At 65.1% G+C, this 15,089-nt stretch carries 11 protein-coding genes; 8 read left to right on the plus strand and 3 right to left on the minus strand.

Features of this window, described 5'->3' with window-relative positions; all coding sequences use genetic code 11:
* Positions 1 to 51 precede the first annotated feature (51 nt).
* From otsB to ABXS05_RS14525, 3 genes are all read left to right on the plus strand, one after another.
* The gene (otsB, locus tag ABXS05_RS14515) at positions 52 to 843 is read left to right on the plus strand and encodes a trehalose-phosphatase (RefSeq protein WP_311941235.1); all 792 of its coding nucleotides are present in this window, start codon (positions 52 to 54) and stop codon (positions 841 to 843) included.
* A 32-nt stretch (positions 844 to 875) separates the two neighbouring features.
* Positions 876 to 2,294, plus strand: a complete 1,419-nt coding sequence (gene otsA, locus ABXS05_RS14520) for an alpha,alpha-trehalose-phosphate synthase (UDP-forming) (protein WP_367624389.1) — start codon at positions 876 to 878, stop codon at positions 2,292 to 2,294.
* A gap of 330 nt (positions 2,295 to 2,624) precedes the next feature.
* On the plus strand, positions 2,625 to 3,908 hold the full coding sequence (locus ABXS05_RS14525) for an NAD(P)/FAD-dependent oxidoreductase (RefSeq protein ID WP_367624390.1): 1,284 nt from the start codon (positions 2,625 to 2,627) through the stop codon (positions 3,906 to 3,908).
* A gap of 80 nt (positions 3,909 to 3,988) precedes the next feature.
* Here the strand turns inward: ABXS05_RS14525 and ABXS05_RS14530 are convergent, their stop codons facing one another.
* Complete coding sequence (locus ABXS05_RS14530) at positions 3,989 to 4,888, minus strand: LysR family transcriptional regulator (protein WP_367624391.1); 900 nt, start codon at positions 4,886 to 4,888, stop codon at positions 3,989 to 3,991.
* Positions 4,889 to 5,127: 239 nt separating this feature from the next.
* On the opposite strand from ABXS05_RS14530, the gene hglS reads away from it, so the two are divergent.
* The 4 genes from hglS (at position 5,128) to ABXS05_RS14550 (ending at position 11,845) form a co-directional block, all read left to right on the plus strand.
* Positions 5,128 to 6,546 (plus strand): 2-oxoadipate dioxygenase/decarboxylase HglS, encoded by a 1,419-nt coding sequence (gene hglS, locus ABXS05_RS14535; RefSeq protein WP_367624392.1) that lies wholly within the window; start codon positions 5,128 to 5,130, stop codon positions 6,544 to 6,546.
* A gap of 14 nt (positions 6,547 to 6,560) precedes the next feature.
* On the plus strand, positions 6,561 to 9,575 hold the full coding sequence (locus ABXS05_RS14540) for an FAD-binding and (Fe-S)-binding domain-containing protein (protein ID WP_367624393.1): 3,015 nt from the start codon (positions 6,561 to 6,563) through the stop codon (positions 9,573 to 9,575).
* Positions 9,572 to 11,128 (plus strand): L-piperidine-6-carboxylate dehydrogenase, encoded by a 1,557-nt coding sequence (gene amaB, locus ABXS05_RS14545; protein ID WP_367624394.1) that lies wholly within the window; start codon positions 9,572 to 9,574, stop codon positions 11,126 to 11,128. Before ABXS05_RS14540 ends, amaB begins: the two co-directional genes overlap by 4 nt.
* Before the next feature lie 243 nt (positions 11,129 to 11,371).
* Positions 11,372 to 11,845, plus strand: coding sequence for a GNAT family N-acetyltransferase (locus ABXS05_RS14550; RefSeq protein ID WP_367624395.1), 474 nt, complete (start codon positions 11,372 to 11,374; stop codon positions 11,843 to 11,845).
* A gap of 71 nt (positions 11,846 to 11,916) precedes the next feature.
* On the opposite strand, the gene ABXS05_RS14555 is transcribed toward ABXS05_RS14550, so the two are convergent.
* The gene (locus tag ABXS05_RS14555; protein ID WP_367624396.1) at positions 11,917 to 12,474 is read right to left on the minus strand and encodes a sugar O-acetyltransferase; all 558 of its coding nucleotides are present in this window, start codon (positions 12,472 to 12,474) and stop codon (positions 11,917 to 11,919) included.
* A 211-nt stretch (positions 12,475 to 12,685) separates the two neighbouring features.
* Here ABXS05_RS14555 and ABXS05_RS14560 point away from each other — a divergent pair, with 211 nt between their 5' ends.
* The gene (locus ABXS05_RS14560; RefSeq protein WP_367624397.1) at positions 12,686 to 13,840 is read left to right on the plus strand and encodes an ROK family transcriptional regulator; all 1,155 of its coding nucleotides are present in this window, start codon (positions 12,686 to 12,688) and stop codon (positions 13,838 to 13,840) included.
* Here ABXS05_RS14560 and ABXS05_RS14565 read toward each other — a convergent pair.
* Positions 13,773 to 14,996 carry an ROK family transcriptional regulator gene (locus ABXS05_RS14565; protein ID WP_367624398.1) on the minus strand — a complete coding sequence of 408 codons (1,224 nt, stop codon included), beginning with the start codon at positions 14,994 to 14,996 and terminating at the stop codon, positions 13,773 to 13,775. The genes ABXS05_RS14560 and ABXS05_RS14565 overlap by 68 nt on opposite strands.
* Positions 14,997 to 15,089: the final 93 nt, after the last annotated feature.

A 15,089-nucleotide genomic window follows, 5' to 3' on the forward strand; every position in this document is an offset into this window, starting at 1 on the left:
TCGAGGCTTTTTTTCTTGCCCTGGCCGCACTCCGCGCCTACCTAAAGGGCCATGTATGAGGAAAGAAACAGCCGGGACAGCCTCGGCAATTCGCCCTCGGCTGGTGAAACGGTCTTTGCATCAGCCTTATCTGAGCCCGATAAATGGGCGATTTTCCTGGATATTGATGGCACGCTGATCGATCTTGCCGCGACGCCGCTGTCGATCTTCGTGCCGCCGACTCTACCGGATGACCTCGCGGCCCTGTCACGGCATCTGGGTGGCGCCATGGCGCTGGTCACCGGCCGTAACATCGTGCTCGCCGACGAATTGTTTGCTCCCCATCTTTTCCCCATTGCCGGGCTGCATGGCGCCGAACGGCGCGATGCGTCCGGCGTGGTGGACAGCCTCTCCGTCCCTGCATCTTTCGAGCAGCTCAAGCGCGACATTGCCGACGAGGCCGGCGCGTGGCCTGGCGTCGTGTTTGAGGACAAGGGCGCGGCGGTTGGGGTGCATTACCGCCTTGCGGCCGACCGCAAGGACGATGTCGAGGCCTTGATGTCGCGTTTCGCGCCTGTTGCTCCCGGCTGGACGCTGCAGCACGGCAAGATGGTGGTCGAACTGCGCCCCGCGCGTGCCAGCAAAGGCAAGGCGCTGGAAGCCTTCCTGCAGGAAGCGCCGTTCAAAGGCAGGATGCCCCTGGCGATCGGTGACGATCTCACCGACGAGGCGATGTTCGAAACCGTCAACAGCCTCGGCGGCCAGTCGATCCGTGTCGGATCGGCGGGGACCCAAACAGGTGCTCGCGCGTTGATATCATCGCCAGCAGCTCTGCGGACCCTGATCGCCCGCACTGCAGCCTAATTCAATTCAATCATCAATATTCGAAAGTTCCCATGGGTCGACTTGTCGTTATTTCCAATCGAGTTCCCGTCCCCACGCGCAACGGCGATGCTCCCGCCGGCGGCCTGGCGGTTGCCCTCAACGCCGCCTTGCAGGAGCGTGGCGGCATCTGGTTCGGATGGTCCGGAAAATCCAGCCCTGGCGCGGAGCCCCCTCCCCCCCGGTTCCAGCAGCAGGGCAATATCTCTTATGTGCTGACCGACCTGACCGAGACCGATGTCGAGGAATATTATCACGGCTTCGCCAACCGGGTGCTCTGGCCGATCTGCCACTATCGCCTCGATCTCGCCGAATATGGCCGCAAGGAAATGGCGGGATATTTTCGCGTCAACCGCCTGTTCGCCCATCGCCTGGCACCCTTGATCCAGCCGGACGACATCCTGTGGGTCCATGACTATCACCTGATCCCCCTCGCCTTCGAACTGCGGCAGATGGGCATCAAGAACACCATCGGCTTCTTCCTGCATATTCCCTGGCCACCCTCCGATGTGATCGCCGCCATGCCCATGCACGAGGAGATCATTCGAGGCCTCTCCCACTACGATCTCATCGGCTTCCAGACCGACTACGATCTCGACAATTTCGCAGGCTATCTCGCTCGCGAAGGCATCGCCAGGAACCTGGGGGACGGCCGTTTCGAATATCATAGCCTGCATTTCAAGGCTGCCGTGCATGGCATCGGCATCGAAACCAAGTCGTTCGCCCAGATGGCGCAGGTCGCGATCGGCAACAGTGCCGTCCGCAAGGCGCGCCAGAGCGTGGAAAGCCGCGATCTCATCATCGGCGTCGACAGGCTCGACTACTCCAAGGGCCTGACCCAGCGCATCGATGCCTTCGAGCGCTTCCTGAGGGCTTATCCGGGTTACCACAACAAGGTCACCTATCTGCAGATCACACCGAAATCTCGTTCCGAGGTACCGGAATACGAGACGATGCAGAAAATGGTGGCCGAGGAGGCCGGCCGGGTGAACGGTGCCATGGGCACGCTGGACTGGGTTCCCATCCGCTATGTCAATCGCTCAGTCGGACGCCACATCCTGGCCGGACTCTACCGGATTGCCAGGGTCGGGCTGGTCACGCCGCTACGCGACGGTATGAACCTGGTTGCCAAGGAGTTCATCGCCGCCCAGGATCCCGATAATCCGGGCGTCCTCGTTTTGTCGCGCTTTGCCGGCGCCGCGCGTGAATTGAAAGGCGCGGTGCTCGTCAATCCCTACGATACCGAGGGCACGGCCAATGCGATTGCCCGTGCCTTGAGCATGTCGCTGCAGGAGCGACGCGAGCGCTGGCAGAACATGATGAATTTCCTGCTCGAGCATGACGTCTCGCACTGGTGCGACGCTTTCCTCAAGGATCTGACGCAGGACAAAGAGATGCAGGCTGCCCCGATCGTGACCAAGGCCAGTGCCTGACTGCGCCCTGATACCGGAATCTCCCAGGAAATATAGGATTTCCACATAGGGCACTGAGATCAGGCTATGATCTTAGCCAGAAGGGTCGAGGGAGCAATGACGCTCCCTCCCTTGCCCGACAAAAGCAATTTTCTGCCCAGCAACCTCGGCACTCGTGCGGGGGCGGCATGCTGCCTTGTGCGACCAGCACGCTGGGCCATTCCAAACTGGAATGGCCTCTTGCCCAATCGTGGATATCGGGGCCCGAAAGAAAGCGATAGGGCTAGCCCTCGGGCCCGCAGCGAATGACATTGCCTGTGTCGGCCACCGCATCTCTTGGCGAGACCTACCGTGCTGAATGATCCGCGCTCCCACGGCCTCTGGGAAAAGACCGCTCCCCGCGCCCCGCAAACCGAACCGCTCCGCCAATCCCTTACCGCTGATGTCGCCGTCATCGGCGGTGGCTATACGGGGCTGTCGGCCGCCCTGCATCTGGCGCAGGCTGGTGCATGCGTGCATCTGCTGGAGGCCGTCGAGATCGGTTTTGGTGGCTCCGGCCGCAATGTCGGCCTGATCAATGCCGGCATGTGGGTCATGCCGCAGGATCTGCCGGGAGAACTGGGGCCGGTCTATGGCGAACGCCTTTTGCAGATGCTCGGTGACGCACCGGCCGTGGTCAAGCATCTGATCGCCCATCACGATATTGCCTGCGAGCTCCGAACCAATGGCACGCTGCATTGCGCCGTGGGGCGCAAGGGGCTGCAGGAAATCGAAGAACGTACCCGTCAGTGGCGCAAGCGGGGGGCTCCGGTCGAGCTTCTCGACGCCGGGGAAACCGCAAGGCGGGTTGGCACGCAGGCCTATGCCGGCGCTCTTCTCGACAGAAGAGCCGGCACGCTACAGCCCTTGGCTTATGCAAGGGGCCTTGCCGATGCGGTGCTGCGCCAGGGCGGCCACATTCACACGGGCAGCCCTGTTATCGAGGTCGAGCATCGCGACGCCCGTTGGGTGGTAACCACCCCGCAGGGGCAGGTGACGGCGGCCTGGATCGTGGTGGGGACCGACGCCTATGGTCAGGGACCCTGGGAAAAGGTGCGCAACGAGCAGGTGCATCTGCCCTATTTCAATCTGGCCACCGCTCCCCTCGCGCCGGAACTGCGCAAGCAGATCCTGCCGGGTGGCGAGGGCGTCTGGGACACCCGCACCGTGCTCTCGTCTTTCCGGATGGATCAGTCCGGGCGACTGGTCTTCGGCAGCGTGGGCGCGCTGAGCAAAACCGGCGCCGCCATCCACAAGAACTGGGCGAAGCGCGCCTTGCGGAAATTGTTCCCGGGCCTCGCGCATGTGGAATTCGAGCATGAATGGTTCGGCAAGATCGGCATGACCGGCAATGCCCTGCCCCGCTTCCACAGCTACGGACCGCAGGCCATCGGTTTTTCCGGCTATAATGGCCGTGGCATCGCCCCGGGCACCGTTTTCGGCCGGGCGTTGGCGGATCATATCCTCGGCACGATAAGCGAAGCCGAGTTGCCGCTGGCAAGAACCGATCTCATGCCGGCCGCCTTCCGGTCCTTGAAGGAAACCGGCTATGAAGTGGGCGCCCAGCTTGCCCACATGGTTGACATGCGTCTCTAATTTCATGAATGATATATAAATCAGATAGTTATATATATTTTTTAAGTTAGTATACTGAAACTGATCGCCAAGACGACCGTCTATTCGCCTTCGGGCGAGGCCTGTGTACGGAGCCATTGCCGAAAGGCCAGCAGGGGCGGATGCATGGCACGGTCGGCGGGCCAGACCAGATAATAGGCTTCCGCACTCACCATCGGCAAGTCGAGGGCTCGGACCAGCCGGCGCGTCTCGAGCTCCTCGAGGATGAGGAATTCGGGCAGCAGGGCGACCCCGAGCCCTGCGATCGCAGCCTGGGCGGCCGTGGCAAATTGGTCGAACAGCATGCCCCGCACCGATTGGGCCGGCGCACCATGCAGGGCGAACCAGCGCTCCCAGGCATCGGGCCTGGTGGTCAGATGCAACAGCGAGGCATTGCGGAGATCGGCGGCGGACTGGAATCCGTGCTGATCGCGCAAGGCCGGGCTGCAGGCGGGGACCACGGTCTCGGAGCGGATCTTTTCCATTTCGCCGCCGGGCCAGTCCGAACCACCGAAATGGATGGCGGCATCGACCGGGTCCTGGCGGAAATCGAAATAGGACAGGCGCGTCACCAGATTGATGGTGATGCCGGGGTTGTGCGACAGGAATTGCGGCAGCCTCGGTGCCAGCCAGCGCGTGCCGAAGGTCGGCAGGATCGCCAGGGTGAGCGTTCCCCCCAGCGGATTGGCCCGAAGCATCAGCGAGGCGGTGCCGATCTTGCGGAGGGCATCGCGGATTTCACGCGCATAGGCTTCCCCGCCGGGCGTGACGCTGATGGTCTGCTTTTCGCGGTGGAACAGTTCGACCTCGAGTTGCTCCTCGAGAAGCTTGATCTGACGGCTGACGGCGCTTTGTGTCAGGTTGAGCTCCCTGGCTGCGGCTGTCACGCTGCCTGTGCGCGCCGCCGCCTCGAAGGCACAGAGCAGGGAAATCGAAGGCAGAAAACGGCGTGGCCCCTGCATCGCCTCACCCGCGAACAGGCATGAGCCGTCCCGGAGGCCGGGCTATCGATGGGCACTTCCGCCAGCAATGTCGTTTCATTGGGCTCCCGCTTGGCTCGCAACCACGCTCATTCCCGTTCGGTATGAACTGTTGAAATAACATTGGTATCCAACCTGTGTCTACCGGCGCATGAAGCTCGATAACATGACGATTGCGAATGAGATCGTCACCCAATCGAGACGCAATGGGAGCCCGGGACATGGCCAGCCAGACCTTCTTGCATCCAGACGAGATCCGGACCCTGTTCTCGACGGCCATGTCGAGGATGTATCGTAGCGAGGTGCCGCAATATGGCACGCTCATGGAGTTGGTCGCCGACGTCAACGCGGCCACCCTCGCCGAGGACGGCGCGTTGCGGGAGACCTTGACGCGCCATGACGAACTCGCCCGTCTGAGCGTCGAGCGTCATGGCGCCATCCGCCTTGGTACAGCCAAGGAACTGTTCGACATTCGCCGCGTCTTCGCCGTGATGGGCATGTTTCCCGTTGGCTATTACGATCTTTCGGTCGCCGGCGTTCCCGTCCACTCCACCGCCTTCCGCCCGATCGACGATGCCAGCCTGCGCCGCAATCCCTTCCGCGTCTTCACCTCGCTGCTCCGGCTCGAGCTGATCGAGGACGAGGCGTTGCGCGCCGAGGCAGCCCGCATCCTGGCGGGGCGGCGCATCTTCACGGTGCGCGCGCTCGAACTGGTCGCCCGCTCCGAAATGCTGGGCGGCCTGACGCCGGACGAAGCGCAGGAGTTCGTCGCCGAAGCGCTCGAGACCTTCCGCTGGCACGCCAAGGCCACGGTCTCGCTCGGCACCTATGAGAAGCTGCACGATGCCCATCGCCTGATCGCCGACGTCGTCAGCTTCAAGGGCCCGCATATCAACCACCTGACGCCGCGCACCCTCGATATCGACGCCGTGCAGGCCGGCATGCCCGCCCGCGGCATCACGCCCAAGGCCGTCATCGAGGGGCCCCCCCGGCGCAACTGCGCCATCCTGCTGCGCCAGACCAGTTTCAAGGCACTGGAGGAGTCGATCGAGTTCCGCGCCGAAAATGGTGATGATCGTGACGGCACGCACACCGCCCGTTTCGGCGAGATCGAGCAGCGTGGCATTGCGCTGACCCCGAAGGGGCGCCGGCTTTACGACACCCTGCTGTCCGATGCGCGCTCCGATGTCCGCGTCGGCCAGAGTGGCGCCAATGCCGGCGACTACCAGTCGCAGCTTGCCGCGCGCTTCCGCGCCTTTCCCGACGAATGGTCCGAATTGCGTGCTCAAGGCCTGGCCTATTTCCGCTATTCAGCGACCGAACATGGCCTCGCCGCTCGGCAGCGCAAGCGGCTTCCCGCAAGCGTCGACGAACTGGTCCAGGCCGGGTTCCTGCGCTTCGACCCGATCGTCTACGAGGACTTTCTGCCCGTCAGCGCCGCCGGCATCTTCCAATCGAACCTCGGCACCGACGAGCAGCAGAATTATGGCGAGCGCTCGAACCGCATCGAGTTCGAACGCGCCCTTGGTGCCCCCGTCCAGGACGAACTCGCCCTCTATGCCGCCACTGAAAAGCGATCGCTTGATCTGGCCCTCGCACAGCTCGGCGATCCCCATTTGGCGATGATGGCCATCGCGTAGGGATCGGTGCGGCCATGAATATGAGAGTGCAGGTCGAGGACAAGGCCGTCCCGTCGGGCCTCGATGCTTTCCTGTCCGCGCTGGTGTCTGCCGGCTATGCCGGCGACATCGCGCGCGATCGCGCGACCCGCATCGTTCATGCCACGGACAACAGCATCTACCAGGTCGAGCCGGCTGCTGTGCTGTTTGCGCGCGATAGCGAGGATATCGCCCGCGTCGTCCGGCTGGCGGCTGATCATCGCATTCCACTCTCGCCGCGCGGTGGCGGCACCGGCACCAACGGCCAGTCGCTGACGCGCGGGGTGCTGGTCGACACTTCCCGTCATATGAACCGCATCCTCGAATTCGACCTCGAACGGCAAAAGGTAACGGTCGAGCCGGGCGTGGTGCTCAACCAGCTCAACGCCTATCTGCAGCCTCACGGCTTGTTCTTTCCGCCCACCGTCTCCACCGCCTCGCGCGCCACGCTGGGCGGCATGGTTGCGACCGATGCCTCCGGCAAAGGCTCGCGCATCTATGGCAAGACCTCCGACTATATCGAGGCGATGGAGATCATTCTCGCCAATGGTGAGACCGTCCAGGTCGCGGCGATGCCGATTGCGGAAGCCCGCGAACTGGCCCGGTGCGAGGACGCTGCCGGCCGCATCCATCGCGAAGTCCTGCGGGTCGTCGATGAAAACGCCGAGCTGATTGCCTCGACCTTTCCGCAGATGAACCGGGGCCTGACCGGCTACAATCTCAAGCAGGTGCTCGGCGAGGATGGGCTGTTCCGCCTGTCCTATCTCCTGGCCGGCTCGGAAGGCACCCTCGCCTTCACCACCCGGCTGACCCTGCGGCTGCGCAGGCGCCCGGCCTACCGGGCCCTGGTGCCGGTTCGCTACGCCACGTTCCAGGCGGCCCTCGTCGACGTCCAGCGCCTGCTGCAGGCCGAGCCGGCGGCGATCGAAATTCTGGACGACACTATCCTGTCCCTCGCCAGGCAGGACGTGGTGTGGGGAGAGATCGAAAGCGTTCTGGGACGCGATGACGGCAGGCCGATGGGTGGGCTGAACTTCGTGGAGTTCGTCGGCGAGGCCCAGAGCGATATCGACGCGGCTTTGGCCCGCTTGTCGAACCTGCTCGCAGCCGAGCCGGACGCCGTTCTCGACTGGAAGGTCGTCACCGACCCCAAGACCATCGCCGGCCTGTGGTCCCTGCGCGAAAAGGCCGTCGGGCTGCTCGGTCGTCTTGGCGGAGGCAAGCAAGGCACGCCTTTCGTCGAGGATACCGCCGTTCCGCCCGAGAAGCTGGCGCCCTATGTGGAAGAGCTCTACGCCATCCTTGATCGTCACGGCCTGGCCTATGGCATGTTCGGCCATGCCGATGTCGGCTGCTTGCATGTGCGCCCGGCCCTTGACATGCGCCTGCCTGAGGATGCCGCGCTGATCCGGCCGGTCAGCGACGCCGTCGCCGCCCTGACCAAGAAACATGGCGGCCTGCTCTGGGGTGAGCATGGCCGCGGCTATCGCGGCGAATATTCGCCCTTTTTCTTCGGCGGCAAGCTTTATGAGGAGCTGTGCGCCCTGAAGAGGGCCTTCGACCCGTTGAACCTGCTCAATCCCGGCAAGCTCGCCAGCGCCGATGCCGTCCTTCATCCGGTCGAGCGCATCGATGCCGTGCCGCTGCGCGGCGAGAAGGACCGCGCCATCGCCGCGCCGCTGCAGCGCGATTACGACAAGGCGATCGCCTGCAACGGCAATGGCGCCTGCTTCAATTGGGACAAGCACGATCCGATGTGCCCGTCCTACAAATTCACCCGCGACCGCCGCCATTCGCCCAAGGGCCGGGCGGCGATGCTGCGTGAATGGGCGCGTTCGACCTCGGTCATCGAAACTCAACCGACCGAAGCCCGGGACGCCGCCGAGATCGAGGACGAGCTCAAGGCTTCGCTGGATCTTTGCCTGTCCTGCAAGGCCTGTTCCAGCCAATGTCCGGTAAAGGTCGATATTCCCGCCATGAAGGCGCGTTTCCTCCAGCGCTACTTCACGCGCCGCCGCAGGCCGCTGCGCCATCGCATCGTCGCCGCGATGGAGCCCGGCCTGGCTCTGGCCCGGCGCTTTCCCGGAATCGCCAATCTCGGCCTGCGCCTGATGGCGACGCCGCGCCTGGCGCGCTGGACCGGCCTCACCGACCTGCCGCGCCTGTCGGTGCCGGCAGCGGCGCCCCGCCTTCAGCCGCGCGACCTCGGCGGGCTTGCCGCCGGCGCCGGGCCGAACGCCGTCATCCTGATGGAAGACAGTTTCACCAGTTCCTTCGACGGCGGCGTGGTCGATGCCGTCGCCGGCCTGCTGGCGCGGCTCGGCTTTGAGGTGCACCTGGCGTCTCCTGCCGCCAACGGCAAGGCGCTGCATGCCCTCGGCATGCTCGACGCGTTCAGCAAGGTCGCCGGCGCGGCCCGGGCCCATCAAAGCGCATTGCTGGCCACGGGATTGCCGGTGGTCGGCATCGAACCCGTCGCCGTGCTGATGGGCCGGCATGAATATGTCGGGCCCGGATTGGGGGAGCCTCTCGCCGTGCTCGGCCTCGACGAATTCCTGGCGCAGGCGCTCGAAAGCGGTCGGCTGGGACAGGCCCTCTCCGCTTCCGGGACCGCAGGCTTTCACCTTCTACCCCATTGCACCGAGAAGACGGCCAGGCCCGGCACCGGCCAGGCCTGGACCCGGATCTTCAAGCATTTCGGCCTCGAGCTCACCGTGCCGGCCACGGGCTGCTGCGGCATGGCCGGCCTGTTCGGGCACGAAGCCGAGCATGTCGAGATGTCGAAGGGCCTGTTCGCCATGAGCTGGGCACCACGCCTTGACGGCCTTGCGCCCTCGGCGGTGCTCGCCACCGGCTTTTCCTGCCGCTGCCAGACCGAACGCTGCCAGGGCTATGCCCCCCGCCATCCGGCACAGGCCCTCCTCGCGCATCTGGAGAGCCTTGCTCCGTCGTCCCAGCCCCAGTTTCGCCAATCCAGACTTCACCAATCCAGACTTGGAGACACCCGATGAACGCCCCGCTTCGCAACTCTGCCGTGCCTTTGTCAGTCACCGCCGATACCATCGCGCTGCTCGACCAGATCGGCGTCAGGCCTGAACTCTACACCGGCGGCAGCCTCCCGGCCCGCTCGCCGATCACCGGCGAGACCCTGGCCGCCGTGCCGGCCATCGGCACCGAGGAGGCGCTGGCGCGCATCGAAGCCGCCCATCGGGCCTTCCGCACCTGGCGCAACGTGCCCGCTCCCCGTCGCGGTGAGTTCGTACGCCTGCTCGGCGAGGAGTTGCGCGCCCACAAGGCTGCGCTCGGCCGGCTGATCTCGATCGAGGTCGGCAAGACCGCTTCCGAGGGCCTGGGTGAAGTCCAGGAGATGATCGACATCTGCGACTTCGCCGTCGGCCTGTCGCGCCAGCTCTACGGCCTCACCATCGCCACCGAGCGCGGCGACCATCGCATGATGGAGACTTGGCACCCCCTCGGCGTCGCTGGGGTGATCTCGGCCTTCAATTTCCCGGCGGCGGTCTGGTCGTGGAACGCGGCCCTCGCTCTGGTCTGCGGCAATGCCGTGGTGTGGAAACCCTCCGAGAAGACCCTGCTGGTCGCCCTGGCGACGCAGGCGCTGGTCGAGCGCGCCCTGGCCCGCTTCGCGGCCGAAGGCGATGCCGCGCCGGAAGGCCTCATCAGCGTACTCGCCGGCGACCGTAGCATCGGCGAACTCCTGGTCGACCACCCCAAGGTTCCCCTGGTTTCGGCCACCGGATCCACCGCGATGGGCCGGGCGGTCGGGCCGCGCCTGTCCCAGCGCTTCGCCCGCTCCATCCTGGAGCTCGGCGGCAACAATGCCGCCATCGTCTGCCCTTCGGCCGATCTCGACCTCACCTTGCGCGGCGTCGCCTTCGCGGCCATGGGCACGGCCGGCCAGCGCTGCACCAGCCTGCGCCGCCTCTTCGTGCATGACAGCGTCTATGAGGCCCTGGTGCCGCGCCTCAAGCGCGCCTATGCCTCGGTCTCGATCGGCAGCCCGCTGGAAGCAGGCACGTTGATCGGGCCGCTGATCGACGAAGCCGCCTTCAAGGCCATGCAGAAGGCGCTTGCGGCCGCGAAGGAAGCGGGCGGCAGCGTGCATGGCGGCGGACGCGTCGCTCTCGGCCTGCAGGATGCCTATTACGTCGCGCCGGCCCTGGTGGAAATGCCCGGACAGGTCGGCCCGGTGCTGGAAGAGACCTTCGCCCCCATCCTCTATGTGATGAAATACAGCGATCTCGACACGGTGCTGGAGCTCCATAACGACGTGCCGCAGGGCCTGTCCTCCTCCATCTTCACCAACGACCTGCGCGAGGCCGAGACCTTCCTGTCGGCGCGCGGCTCCGATTGCGGCATCGCCAATGTCAATATCGGCCCCTCCGGGGCCGAGATCGGCGGTGCCTTCGGCGGCGAGAAGGAAACCGGCGGCGGGCGCGAGTCCGGCTCGGACGCCTGGAAGGCCTATATGCGCCGGGCCACCAACACCATCAATTACGGCCGCACCCTGCCGCTCGCCCAGGGCGTGAAGTTCGACGTCGAGTGAGACTGCCATGAACAGGGATGTGCGGATGTCGCGGGGCTTTCGTCCCGCGCGCCGGATCACGGTTCCGCCCCGGCAATGGCTGCCTCCTCTCCTGGTTCGGTTGCGGTTTGACGAATCGGTGGGAATCGCGAAGACGCCTGAAACAAGGTGCAAGAGCGCGGGCAAGGCTTGCGCTCGAACGCATCTGCTCCAGGGTTGGCGAAAGCAACCCGCCCCAATGATCGCTCCAGACGGGAGGATCGCGTGCCGATCGACGTCATCATCCGCGATTTCAGCGCCACCGACCGCGAGCCTTGCGCCCGAATCCTGTGCAAGGCCGGCCGCCAGGCCTTCTACTGGGCCGATTGGCCCGTCTTCGACGGCCCTGGTTTCGATGAGGTCACGAAGGGCGAAAGAATATTGGTGGCCGAGGCGCGCAACCAGGTCGCCGGCTTCGCCGCCGTCTACACGCCTGAGAATTTCCTGCATCACCTCTATGTCGATCCCGACCTCGCCGGCTGCGGCGTCGGGGCCGCCTTGCTCGGCGAGGCCGTCAGGCAATACGGCCCGGCCCTGTCGCTGAAGTGCCAGACGCGTAACCAGGTGGCACGAAACTTCTATCGCAAATGCGGCTGGCTGGAGGACGAACAAGGCGGTGGGACCGACGGGATCGGCTCCTGGCTCTTCATCCGCAGTCCCCAGGCTGCCTTGCAGGCCGGCGCCTCTCGCGGGGACTGATCGGCCCCAATGGCCGTCTTGCGGGGCGTTTTGCGATGCTGGAACCCGTGAGCATCCCCGTGGACGCACGCTCAGTCGCCGATCGAGCGAATGACCCTGGCCGGATTGCCTGCGACGAGCGTATTCGGGGGCACGTCCCTGGTGACCACGGAACCCGCCGCAACAACCGAATTTTCGCCGATCGTCACCCCGCCGATGATCGTCACGCTGCCAGCGATCCAGACATTTCTCTCAATCGCAACGGGCTTTGCGATGACGGAGGCGCGCCGTTGCGAAGGCTCGAGGGGATGGCTGGACGTGAGAATGCTTACATTCGGGCCGATCATCACATCATCGGCAATATCCAGACCGCCAAGGTCGTAGAACGTACAGTTCTGATTGATGAAAACGTTGCGCCCGACGCGGATGTCCGTCCCGCCGGTCGTGTAGAATGGCGGGATCAGCATGAAGCTGTCGTCCACCTTCCGGCCGATGAGGTCGCCGAACAGCGTCCGGACCTCATCCGCATCGTTGAACGTCAAGCGGTTGAGAGCCGCCGTGATCGCCATCGCCCGCTGGACGCTTGCCAGCATGGCCGCTGATTCAGGCGTTCTTCTGGAAATGATCTTGGTGCGATCATCGTGCGCCATTGGCTGTTTTCCTTCGGACACGGTCGAGTGAGCGTTCGACACATGGCGGCCGCGCCACGATTCGATGACGATAACGCCAGGGTTCTTGCGGCCGGTTTAAGCGAGAACCCGTATGGATTTGGCCCTCTCCCATAAACCGGCCCTGCCCTGGCGGGCGCCGATAGGTTATCGTTCACGCAGCCTCATCCCGAGCGACCTTTGACGAAGAACCATGCCGATCGATCGCAGCCCCCCGCTTCCCGCGCGCTTTCCCGAAAGGCGCGACCAGACCTCGGGCCTCAATCTGGTGCAGGCAGCCGATCACAATCTGCGCGTCACTCTGGAGGCATTGCGGCGCGGCGGGGCGATGACGCGGCTCGAACTCGCCCATGTCACCGGCCTCACCGTGCCGGGCATCGCCAACATCCTGCGCCGCCTGACCGGCGAAGGCCTGATCGAGACCAACAGCTCGGGGCGCTCGAACCGCTTTGCCATTCGCCGGGGCAGCGCCGTGTCGATCGGGGTCGATCTTGCCGGCGCACGGGCGAGGCTGATCGCCACCGATCTTGCCGGCACGCCGCTCTTTGCCGAGGAAGCGCCGGCCGCGGAGAGCGAGCCAGCCGAAGCCACTGCCTGGATCCGGCGGGCGATCTCCCGGCTCTCGGCGACGGCACCGGGCGGCCGTCTGTTCGGCATCGGCGTGACGGCAGGCGAACATGCCGAAGCGATCCGGGCCGCGCTTGCTCCCTACCGGGCCATCGTCGAACGCGATACGGTCGCTGCGGCGATCAGCGAGAGGCAATCCGGCATTGCAACGGCAGATGACAGTTTCGTCTTCATCCTGCTCGGCGCCGCCGTGCGCGCCGGCATGATCATCGGCGGCACCGTCTTCGACGGCGCCGAGCACAAGGCCGGCCTGGTCGGATTGATGCGCACCGGCCGCGACGGGCGCTATCTCGACGAGGTAGCAGCGACCAGCCGCCTGCCCAGCCATGATTTGTCGGACCCTGCCGTGCAGCAATGGCTCGACGATGCCGCCGAGCATCTGACCGACATGATCATCGCCATGGCAGCCTTCATCGGGCCGCGCCTGATCGTGGTGGGCGGCCGCTTGCCGACGCTGCTTCTGGAAGCGCTTGCCGCACGCCTGCAGGTGCTGCGCCGGAGCCGGATGATCGACCCGACACACCCGTTCTGGCTGCCGGAAATCCGCTGCAGTACACTCTCCGAGCAGGGCGTGGCACAAGGGATCGCGGCGATCCCCTTCCTCGATATCCTGCTGCCGGACATGCGCCGAACCGTCCTTGTCCGCCAGAGCCTTAGCGAAGATCGCGGGCCCGCAAGGGCGAACGCGTCCGCTGGGCCGGATCGGCCGCCTCCAGCCTGAGGGCATGGGCGAGCGGCATGGTTGCCGCCCCCAGCGCCGCTGCATCTTCCGAGCCTCCGGCACGATAGACCGGCGGTATCGGCCTTGGATCGCGCGAGAGTTCCTCGTGGACGAAGAGCAGCAGCTTGTCCATCAAGGTCACAGGCAGGCGGCCGCCGATCAATACCGCATCGGGATTGATCAGGAGGCCGATGTCGATGGCTGCCTCGGCCAGATGCCGGGCGGCCATGCGCAGCCAGATCACCACCAGATCCCGACCGCGTTCGTCGAGGGCCAGCAATTGCTGCGGCTGCGCGACGGCGATGCCGTGCCTGGCCAGAAAATCGTAGAGCTGCAGCAGCGAGACGAGCTGGCCGAGCGGCTGCACGCCGTCGCCTTCCCGCCCCCCCGCCGGCGATAGCGGCAGCCAGCCGATTTCCCCGCTGATGCCGCTCGAGCCGTGATAGCAGGCGCCGTCGAGCACGATGCCCCCACCCAGCCCCGCGCCGATGAAGATGTAGAAGAAACTGCGGATCTCCACGCCGAGCCCATAGGTGAGCTCGCCGATCGCTGCGGCCGTCGCGTCATTGTCGATGAAGACAGGCTGTTCCGTGAAGGCGGCAAAGCGGGCGCGGATATCCGTCTCTTCCCAGATGGAATAGGCCTCGGGCATGCCGATGAAGGGAATCTCGCCCAGGAGGTCGGGAATGGCGAGGCCGATGCCGACCAGCTTGTTCTCGTCGATGGCATGGCGACGCCGGAAGGTCTTGAGAGCCTCCTTCACCTCGGCGAAGAAGGCGTCGGGCAAGAGATAGCGCACCTCCCGATGCAGCCGGTCACGCACCGTGCCGAGCGCATCGACGGCGACGATCGTGAGATGGTCGCGCCCGAGGCCGATGCCCACCGAAAAGCAGCCCTCGGGATTGATCTCCAGCTCGATCGCCGGCTGCCCGCGCATGCCGTAGCGCCGGCGTGCCTCGATAATCAGCCCGTCATCGAGCAGCTTTTCGGTGATGCGGGCGACCGCCTGCTTGCTGAGGCCGGAACGGCGCGCCAGCTCGGTGCGCGAAATCGGCTGGCTCCAGCGGATGGTGCGCAGGATCACAGCCTGGTTGTGGCTGGCGGCGTGGCCGGAATTGGAGCCGGCAAGCTCGCCCGGCAGGAGGGAGGATTTCATATCCGGACCGATCAAGCCGCACGCTATCCCATCTTGTCAACCGTGGCGCCCGGCGCGGGCATTCTCCTGGGAGCGCGGGCGTCGTCGCCCGCT

The sequence above is a fragment of the Labrys neptuniae genome (genome assembly GCF_040797145.1).
Classification (GTDB): Bacteria; Pseudomonadota; Alphaproteobacteria; order Rhizobiales; family Labraceae; genus Labrys; species Labrys neptuniae.

What these genes read in the sequence shown, in the direction of transcription:
- otsB (WP_311941235.1), top strand. Translation starts at nt 52, where the DNA reads ATGTATGAGGAAAGAAACAGCCGGGACAGCCTCGGCAATTCGCCCTCG.
- otsA (WP_367624389.1), top strand. Translation starts at nt 876, where the DNA reads ATGGGTCGACTTGTCGTTATTTCCAATCGAGTTCCCGTCCCCACGCGC.
- ABXS05_RS14530 (WP_367624391.1), bottom strand. Translation starts at nt 4,888, where the DNA reads ATGCAGGGGCCACGCCGTTTTCTGCCTTCGATTTCCCTGCTCTGTGCC.
- hglS (WP_367624392.1), top strand. Translation starts at nt 5,128, where the DNA reads ATGGCCAGCCAGACCTTCTTGCATCCAGACGAGATCCGGACCCTGTTC.
- ABXS05_RS14540 (WP_367624393.1), top strand. Translation starts at nt 6,561, where the DNA reads ATGAATATGAGAGTGCAGGTCGAGGACAAGGCCGTCCCGTCGGGCCTC.
- amaB (WP_367624394.1), top strand. Translation starts at nt 9,572, where the DNA reads ATGAACGCCCCGCTTCGCAACTCTGCCGTGCCTTTGTCAGTCACCGCC.
- ABXS05_RS14555 (WP_367624396.1), bottom strand. Translation starts at nt 12,474, where the DNA reads ATGGCGCACGATGATCGCACCAAGATCATTTCCAGAAGAACGCCTGAA.
- ABXS05_RS14560 (WP_367624397.1), top strand. Translation starts at nt 12,686, where the DNA reads ATGCCGATCGATCGCAGCCCCCCGCTTCCCGCGCGCTTTCCCGAAAGG.
- ABXS05_RS14565 (WP_367624398.1), bottom strand. Translation starts at nt 14,996, where the DNA reads ATGAAATCCTCCCTCCTGCCGGGCGAGCTTGCCGGCTCCAATTCCGGC.